We start from the raw sequence: 269 nt of genomic DNA, 5'->3' as shown, positions 1-269 counted from the left end.
AGATATTTCACTTGCCTTAGTTGGATGCCTAATGGCATCTTTTTTTCTTTTCTCAATTCTTCAACTGCTATAGGATAAGCTGGATTCTTATCGACTGTCACGACACGAGGCTCAGAAATATGAAAAGGCTGCAAAGCTTTCTTGAAGAATCGCTTTGCAGCCTTGTGGTTTCTTGCTTTGCTTAGGTAAAAATCGATGGTATTTCCTTTCGAATCGACAGCACGATACAGGTACATCCATTGACTTTTTACTTTGATATATGTTTCATC

At 38.3% G+C, this 269-nt stretch carries 1 protein-coding gene; it reads right to left on the bottom strand.

Annotation, left to right across the window (positions count from 1 at the left end):
* Positions 1-269: DDE-type integrase/transposase/recombinase (locus ORL93_RS31110; RefSeq protein WP_265960361.1), on the bottom strand; the 269-nt coding region annotated here is incomplete at both ends.

This window comes from Bacillus sp. DHT2 (genome assembly GCF_026241455.1).
GTDB lineage: Bacteria > Bacillota > Bacilli > Bacillales > Bacillaceae_G > Bacillus_A > Bacillus_A pseudomycoides.
Note: the sequence above shows the minus strand (reverse complement) of the source record. Positions and strands in the feature narration are given on the sequence as shown.